7 protein-coding genes are annotated in these 8,688 nt (G+C 27.6%); 6 read left to right on the top strand and 1 reads right to left on the bottom strand.

The genetic code is table 11. The features are described 5' to 3' along the window. Positions 1 to 328 precede the first annotated feature (328 nt). Complete coding sequence (locus SPJ17_RS00290) at positions 329 to 1,540, bottom strand: IS110 family transposase (protein WP_321091591.1); 1,212 nt, start codon at positions 1,538 to 1,540, stop codon at positions 329 to 331. A 358-nt stretch (positions 1,541 to 1,898) separates the two neighbouring features. Here SPJ17_RS00290 and SPJ17_RS00285 point away from each other — a divergent pair, with 358 nt between their 5' ends. The 6 genes from SPJ17_RS00285 (at position 1,899) to SPJ17_RS00260 (ending at position 8,331) form a co-directional block, all read left to right on the top strand. Further along, positions 1,899 to 2,900, top strand: a complete 1,002-nt coding sequence (locus tag SPJ17_RS00285; RefSeq protein ID WP_321091589.1) for a virulence RhuM family protein — start codon at positions 1,899 to 1,901, stop codon at positions 2,898 to 2,900. A gap of 1 nt (position 2,901) precedes the next feature. Further along, complete coding sequence (locus tag SPJ17_RS00280) at positions 2,902 to 3,888, top strand: helix-turn-helix domain-containing protein (RefSeq protein ID WP_321091587.1); 987 nt, start codon at positions 2,902 to 2,904, stop codon at positions 3,886 to 3,888. A gap of 191 nt (positions 3,889 to 4,079) precedes the next feature. Next, positions 4,080 to 4,481, top strand: coding sequence for a helix-turn-helix transcriptional regulator (locus SPJ17_RS00275; protein WP_321091585.1), 402 nt, complete (start codon positions 4,080 to 4,082; stop codon positions 4,479 to 4,481). A 3-nt stretch (positions 4,482 to 4,484) separates the two neighbouring features. Next, the gene (locus SPJ17_RS00270) at positions 4,485 to 5,342 is read left to right on the top strand and encodes a HipA domain-containing protein (protein ID WP_321091583.1); all 858 of its coding nucleotides are present in this window, start codon (positions 4,485 to 4,487) and stop codon (positions 5,340 to 5,342) included. 480 nt (positions 5,343 to 5,822) lie between these two features. Further along, entirely contained in the window at positions 5,823 to 6,932 is a 1,110-nt protein-coding gene (locus tag SPJ17_RS00265; protein WP_321091581.1) for an AAA family ATPase, read from the top strand. Between the two features lie 385 nt (positions 6,933 to 7,317). Further along, entirely contained in the window at positions 7,318 to 8,331 is a 1,014-nt protein-coding gene (locus SPJ17_RS00260) for an Abi family protein (protein ID WP_321091579.1), read from the top strand. Positions 8,332 to 8,688: the final 357 nt, after the last annotated feature.

Here is an 8,688-nt window from a genome sequence, read left to right as displayed (position 1 = left end):
TGGTTGTATTGCGGCATGCTTTGCAATTCCATCTGCAATATTATTGATTTTATATTGTCAAAAATATGGTTTATTAAATAAATTATTAAGAAAGCGTAATGAAAAAAGTTAATCTGTGCGATAAGTATTTAAATTATTAATTGCTAATAAACACGTGTTAGACTCTTAACACGTGTTATTTTTTATGATAAAATTGATTGAAGAGAAGTCAATATATTTTGAAATAAAATGAAAAAATATATTTATCTTCTCAAGATAAAGAGTAAAAATCCTCGATATACGGATTTTTTTAAAACCGAGGATGAATAATTTATAAAGTTGTGCTATACTATTTGAGGGCAAAGACCTCGCCTGTCTTGTTTAGTTGATAAATTATTCTAAGTAATTTATTCATACAGGCGACTAACACAACTTTAGGTGGCAGACCAAGTTGTGTTTTCTTTTTATAGAAATCTTTGATAGGATTAGCAGAAACTTTTTTTCGAATCATAGAACGAACCATTATGAAAAGAATTGTGCGGAGTCGTTTATTTCCGCATTTGGTTATTGAAAGATGTTTACCATCGATAATTCCTGATTGACTTATGTTAGGATCGGTACCTGCAAAAGCAATTAAAGCTTTAGATGAATTGAATCTATCTATATTAGAAACTTCAGCTATGAATCTAACTGCGGTATTCATAGCAATTCCAGGAATAGAATCAATATTTTCGGCTAATGTTTTTTTGGAAGAATCTTGGTTTATGATCCTATTCATTTCTTCTAATGTTTTATTTAATCTGGTTTTATAGAATAAAGCTTGAGTGGCATAATCCTTTAGCATTTCGACTTCGAAATCATCACTATTACACCCAGGAATTGTGTCATTAATTACATTTAAAAGTTTATGTATGACATTTGTAGAATATTTCTCTGCATGACCTGTTATTTCCATAAAATCTTTGATTAATGTTTTTTCTCTATGGGAGGTAACATAATCAGGGTGAGGATATTTTTGAAGAAATTTGAGGGATGTAAAGCAATCAAATTCACTCATAATAGACTTATAAAAAGGATATATGGTATCAATCATCTCGTAGAGATGAACTGTTATTTCCTGATATTGTTTTTCGGTTATCATATAGTAACGCTGCAAATCTTTAAGTCTTTTCTCGTCTTTGGTTGGTTCATAATATTTTTTAACTTTATCCTCATAATAGACAAAGGATAAGGTTTTACAATCTCTAGCATCTGTTTTCTTATTCCTAAGATCTGAATTTCTCACCTTAGCTGCCACAAGCGGTGGGATTGGAATGAAAGACAAATTATTAGCTTTTAAATAAGCCATTAAGGTCTTATGATATACGCCAGTATATTCAAAAAAGACTGTGGGTTTTATCCCAGTTCTATAAATTATTTGGTTACAGACTGTAAGAATGTTTGAAAAACCTTCCTTCGTATGAAGAATTTTCCTAGGCTTTGATAGTGGTACATTGTTATCTAAAAAGCCTTGAACATGACTTGTTTCCTTGGATACATCAATTGTTATACAAGGATTCATATATAACACCTCGTTTTCTAGACGTATATATTAGGTTGAAAAACTTCCAAGTGACTCTATCTACTAATATTCGCTTTGTGATACTGGTTTATGCAAAATCGCATATCCAAATTGATTGACCTAGTTATACAAGAGGTGGAAGGGAGACATATTATACCGCGAGTTCACCTAAGGGTGTCTAATATAGTGACAGACGTCTCCACAACCAACTACATAAAGTACGTCTAGCTTTATGTAGTAGAACAAGTCTGATATAAGCTTGTCTAAATTGATTATATCAAAAAAGAAAAGTGTAATATATCTATGAATTGTTCGTAGTTTTATTATACGAATATTGTTAGAAAGAATTGGTGATATTATGGTTGAGAAAATTGGTAATATTGTAATATATAAAACTGAGGATGGAAAAGATAAAATTGAAGTAAAAATTGAAAATAATACAGTTTGGCTAAACCAAAAACAGTTGTGTGAGTTATTTAATGTTTCAAAATCAACAATGAGTTTCCATATAAATAATATATTAAAGGAAGAGGAATTAGATAAAAATTCAGTTGTTCGATTTTATCGAACTACTGCCCTAGATGGGAAAATATATAACGTAGCTTATTATAATTTAGATATGATAATTGCTGTTGGATATAGAGTTAAAAGCAATATAGGTACTAATTTTAGAAGATGGGCTACTGAAACTTTAAAAGAATATATGATTAAAGGCTTCGCTTTAAATGATGATATATTAAAACAAAATGGTGGCGGAAGATATTTTAAAGAACTATTAGCGCGTATTAGAGATATAAGATCTAGTGAAAGAGTATTTTGGAGACAAGTTTTAGATATTTTTTCAACTAGTGTAGATTATGATCCTAAAAGTGATTTAAGTATTGAGTTTTTTAAAACTGTACAGAATAAAATGCATTGGGCATCACATGGGCATACAGCTGCTGAAATAATTAAAGAAAGAGCTGATGCTAACAAAGATTTCATGGGATTAACACATTTTGGTGGTGATTATCCTTTATTAGAAGATGCAGTTGTTGCTAAAAATTATTTAACTGAAAAGGAATTAGATATATTAAATAGATTAGTATCTATGTATTTAGATTATGCAGAATTACAAGCAATAGAAGAACATCCAATGAAGATGGTAGATTGGATAAATCAATTAGACTATTTCATTAAAATGAATAGAAAAGATATATTATCTGGAAAAGGCTTAGTTTCTCATGAAGATGCATTAAAGCATGCAAAAGAAGAATATGATAAATTTAAGAATCGTTTAAGTAATAATCCTTCAGAAAAAGAAATAGAATATTTTAATAAATTAAATATATTATTAAATTATCCAAAGGAGAATAATTAAAATGACTTTAGGTGAAAGAATAAAAAAAATAAGATTATCTAAAAATCTAACTTTAGATGATATGGCAAATAAATTAGGGTATTCTAATAGAAGTGCTTTTTATAAGATAGAAAACGGATATGGAATAACATTAGATAAGCTTAAGAATATAGCTTTAGCATTAGAAGTACCATTTGAAGAATTATTATATGATGATGAAGATTATTTAGATGCTAAAGAAGTTATAAAAAAAGCAGAGGAAGCTAAGTTAATAGATGATATTTTATTTGCTGTTTATGGAATTCATAAAGATACGTATTATGATTGTGCAATTATTGCACCATCATGGTATCCAGAAAAAATATTTGGTGATGAAGATAATATTATTTTATTAAAAAAAGCTTCTTATAATTCTAGTTATGAAATATATACTGACAATTTAAAAATAGCATATATTCAATGTGGTAGTGGAGCTTCCAATTTAACAGATTGTATGTTATGTCTTACCAATGCAAATATTAAAAAAATATTCTTTATAGGAGCAGTTGGCTCAATAGATAAAAATATTGAAATTGCATCTTTAGTTACACCTTCAAAATGTATTTCATTTGATGGAGTAACTCCTTTTTTTAAAAAGCAATTTGAGAAAAAAATGTATGGAAGTGAAATTATTCCATATAATTTAGAAGAAATTGATAAAAATATAGAAAAATTAAAATCTAATGACATAAATATTTTAAAAGAAAAAGTTTTTTGTACAGATAGTATTTTATTAGAATATTCTCATATGGATGAAATATTAGCAACAAAAGCTAAATTAATTGAAATGGAAACTGCAGCTTTTTATTCATGCTTGAAAATAATGAATAAATCTGGTATGGCTTTATTATTAGTTTCAGATAATTCTCAAAAAAAGAAGAGTCTAGTTGAAAAAACTATAGATGATCAAAATAGATATAATTATATTAGAAGTAATATAATAAAAAAATCTATTAAATTACTAATTTAAAATGTGGAGCACTTCTAAAAACTATGTGGCTCACGTTGACAAAATATCGGTTTGTCTCTTGGCGTGTACAATACATAGTATTATCGAAAAAAGTCGACTTAAGATATTTATTCTAAATACTAATAAAATCAAGAAATCCAGTTGATAATATGCCGGAAAACCGATATAATATATGGTGTAGGAGTGATAAAATGAAATTCAATGAAATGTTAAAAAATAAAGAATATACAATATATGCTCTTTCAAAGAAAAGTGGAATTGCAAAGACAACACTATTTGATATTTCAAGTGGAAAAAGTAATATATTTGATTGTAGTGGAAGAATTTTACTTAAATTATCAAATGCCTTAAATATTACGATTGAAGAATTATTAAATTTAGAATATGAAGAATATAATCCTGCATTCGAGGAAATGGTTCCTGAGTTTTTAAAGGAAGGAATAATATTAGTAAAAAAAGGTCGAAAGAAAAATGATTTATTATTGGATTGTTATCTAGATGAATTAAATAGTAGCATTAATGTGTGCGAAGTTGAATCATTGATTTCAAAAGAACAGGCTGATTATTTACGAAATAAATTTTTGTGGAGGTAGTATATGGAATTTTTGAATTTTAATGACTATCAGGTTAGAAAGAAAACTTATGGTGGTGCAAACGGAAATAAAATTAGTTTAATGATTAATGGTGAATTATATATGTTGAAGCTACCATCACATGCTACAAAAAATGATAATTTATCATATGCTAATTCATGCGTTTCAGAATATATTGGATCACATATTTTTAATATGCTAGGTGTTAAGGCTCAAGAAACTATTCTTGGCGAATATACATATAATGGAGTTAAGAGAATCGCGGTTGCATGCAAAGATTTTGAAACCGATGGATATATATTAAAAGATTTCGCATCGGTGAAAAATCAGATTATTGATTCTAAATCTAATGGATATGGAACAGATATTAATGATGTATTAGAAACAATTGAAAAGCAATATTTGGTAGATTCAGTGGAATTATCAAAAGTATTTTGGAATATGTTTGCGGTTGATGCATTAATTGGAAATTGGGATAGACATAACGGAAATTGGGGCTTTTTGTATAATCAACAAACAGATGACGTTAAGATTGCCCCTGTATTTGATTGTGGATCATGCTTATATCCTCAAGTGGATGAAGAATTAATATTAAAAATTTTAAATGATAAAGCTCAACTTAATGCTAGAGTATTCGATTTTCCAACATCTGCATTATCTTATAATGGTAAAAGAATTAATTATTACAGGTTTATAAAATCACATGAGTATGAAGAATGTGATGATGCTATTGCTAGAATTAAAGATAGAATAGATTTATCTATGATTTATAACTTAATAGATTCATTAGATTGTATTACAGATAATCATAAAAACTTTTTAAAAACAATTATAGAGAAAAGATTTAAAGAATTGTTCTGATAAATAATGTTAACGAAAACTGATTTCATATCATATGTGAAATTGGTTTTTTATTTATTAGGAATTGGTAGACTTGTTTCAAAAGGAGGTCACTTCCCACTGATGATGTTGAGCTCGTCGAAAGCGTAGAATGACCTCGCTTGGCTATTTTGGTAATTATTTTAATGAAATAGATAATAAAATATTATGTTATTAGTTTTAATTATCTGATTAATACTTAATCTATTCACGAAATGAATATTCGAGTGTATGATTTATGTAGAATAAATTGGACTTTCAACATAGGAATATGAATTTGTTGGTATGACGTTAAAGGAAGAATCATATTTTACTCATTTATCTAAAATGAATTATCAAACGATTATATGGTTTAAACAAAATCTATCGTAAAAAAAATACGAAACCGTAAAAAAAATACGAGCATGTATTGATTTGGTTACTGGATTATGATATAAATATAGCACAGGATCGGTGATGACTATGTTAAAGAGATTTGAAGTAGAGAATTTTAAAGGTTTTGATGAAAGAGTTGTACTTGATTTAACTGCTAGAGATTATTCATTTAACTCTATACTTGTAAAAAATGGTATTGTAAACAAAGCAATTATTTATGGTAAAAATGGCATTGGTAAAAGTTCGCTTGGCATTGCATTGTTTGATATAATTGGCCATTTGACAGATAAAGAAAAAATGCCTATTAAATATTTATCTAATTATTTGAATATTGCATCTGAAGCAAAGTTTGCTTCTTTTAAATATTATTTTCAGTTTGATGACGACGTTGTTATATATGAATATCAAAAAAAGAATCAAGATTACTTGCTAAGAGAGAGATTAATGTTTAACGGTAGGCTTGTTGTTGATTATGATTATTTCGATTTGAATAATCAGTATATTGACTCAAGCCTGAAGGGCGATTTAAATATTGATTTGGTTGATAACAAATTATCAGTTATAAAATATATTTACAGAAATAAGCCAAATAATCTAGAATCATTATTGTATAAAATGATGAAATTTTGTGAGAATATGCTATGGTTTAGATGCCTTTCTGATGGAAACAATTATTGTGGCTTTTCAAACGGGGGTTCTTTACTTGTTGATAGATTATATGAAAGTGGTAAAACAAAACAGTTTGAAGAATTTTTAAAGTCAAATGATTTGGATTATACGCTTGGCTTTGAGCCATTTAATGGTAAGCCTGAATTGATGGCCTATTTTGGTTCTAAAGATAAAAAAGCTCCTTTTGTTTCTATTGCTTCAACTGGTACTATGGCATTGTTTTTATATTTTATTTGGAGCATTTCATCATTTAATCAAATTTCATTCTTATTTATCGATGAATTCGATGCGTTTTTTCATTATGAATCAGCACGAGAAATTGTATCTAGATTAAATAAAAATAAACAATTTCAAACAATATTAACTACGCATAATACATATTTGATGCAAAATAAATTAACAAGACCGGATTGTTGTTTTATTATGACCAAAAATAAGGTTACTAATCTTTTTGATTCAACGTCAAAAGAAATTAGAGAAGCTCATAATTTAGAAAAAATGTATATTAATGGTGTTTTCAATGAATAAAAAAGTTTTATTAATTGTTGAAGGGTATATTTCGCATAATCCCACCCAGGTATCTCGGCAATTGTAGGCCACACCAAAAGGGCGAAGCCAATTATGCCGAAGGCTATTTAAAGGCCGATAGGCAAGATATCCTTTAGGATAGCTTTATTAACATTAAGAATATAATTAAGGATGCCAAAAAAATGAAGGAAATGTTATGTCCGTTTTCAAAACCTGACATCCTTAAAATAAATAAAACCAAAAGTTAGGGACTGCAATTTGCAGTCCTTCACCATTTAATGAAATCAATTTGAATTTTACAATTTAAAATGTGTATAACATGTAAATAATTATTTATAAATGTCTATTTTAATTGTATAATCTAATCAACATGGGAGATGATATTATGGACAAACCTAAAACAATTAATGCTTTGATGGTTCATTTGCGTTCGAAAGGGTTAAATATAAGTGGTAGTAAACAGAAACAAATATTAAAAAATATAGGATACTATCATGGATATAAAGGTTATAGATTTGTTGAAAAAGCTTCTAATCCAATCAATTATAGTGATTTCAATGAGGTGAAAACTATATATGATTATGATTCACAATTAAAGGCGTTATTTTATCCTCAAATAATGTTTATTGAAACTGCTTTGAAAAATAGAGTGTTGGATATCGTAGTAAATGATGTGGGTAGCGAAAATTTTATGACGATATTTAATTCTGTGCTAGATGACTATAAAAGATTATCATTAAGTGGCAAAAAATTTAATAGTAGTAATGCTAGACAAGAAGCTCAAAAAAAATATGATAAAGCAGTTAATGATAGAAATAAATTAAGAGATAGTTTTTTGAGAACATCATCTAAAGCTTATAATGATCAAAATAGTATAGCTGTGCATTATCAACAAAAGGACCAAAGTATTCCTATCTGGGGATTGTTTGAGATGATTAGTTTAGGTGACTTTGGATATTTTGTTAAAACTTCAAATTTTAGAATAAGAAAGAAATTTTCTAAAGAATTCGGAATAAATACTATTTATGATACATCAGCAGAAATGCCACATAGAATTATTTTTGCTCTAAAAGATTTGAGAAATGCAATTGCACATAATAATATTATTTTTGATACTAGATTTAAAACTGCTGAAATTAGTGGTGCAGTAAAGACTATGTTATTCAATGAAACCTCGATAAAGGTTGAATTTAAAGAAATATTCGATTATTTGGTACTGATTATTTTTGTGTTAAAGCAACTTGGAACCACTAAAACTGTTATGAAAAAAATAGTTAGTGATTTTAAAGATATAACAGAATTTGTTCGCAATCAATTACCGGTTTCTATATATAACATGTTCACTACAACTAATTTGAGAAGAAAAATATCACAGCTGCAAAATTATATTAAACATTAATTCATATTTTTGGTGTAAAAAGTATAAATTAATGTAACATTTTTTAAAATATGTGATACAATAATAGTGGGAATTGCGGTATGTTTCTCCGGATCATACCTGAAAGAGCTGGATGCGTCTAGCTCTTTTTATTTTTTATTAGTAAATTTAAAATCATGATGGGAATAGTACTATAACTACAAAAATCCTAGGGCTGCCTAGGATAATATATTTAGTTAGAAGTATTATTTCTTTTTCTTTTTATTGTATCCATAAAAGATTCCCAGGTGATTACAAAGTGAAAGAATCTCACATTTAATGCGAGAATTAGTAACTTCCAATAAAACAAAAACAGAGACAAACCCACATTTTATACGA

The sequence above is a fragment of the Anaeroplasma sp. genome (assembly GCF_034179385.1).
GTDB lineage: Bacteria > Bacillota_I > Bacilli_A > Acholeplasmatales > Anaeroplasmataceae > Anaeroplasma.
This window is presented reverse-complemented; position numbering and strand designations above follow the sequence as displayed.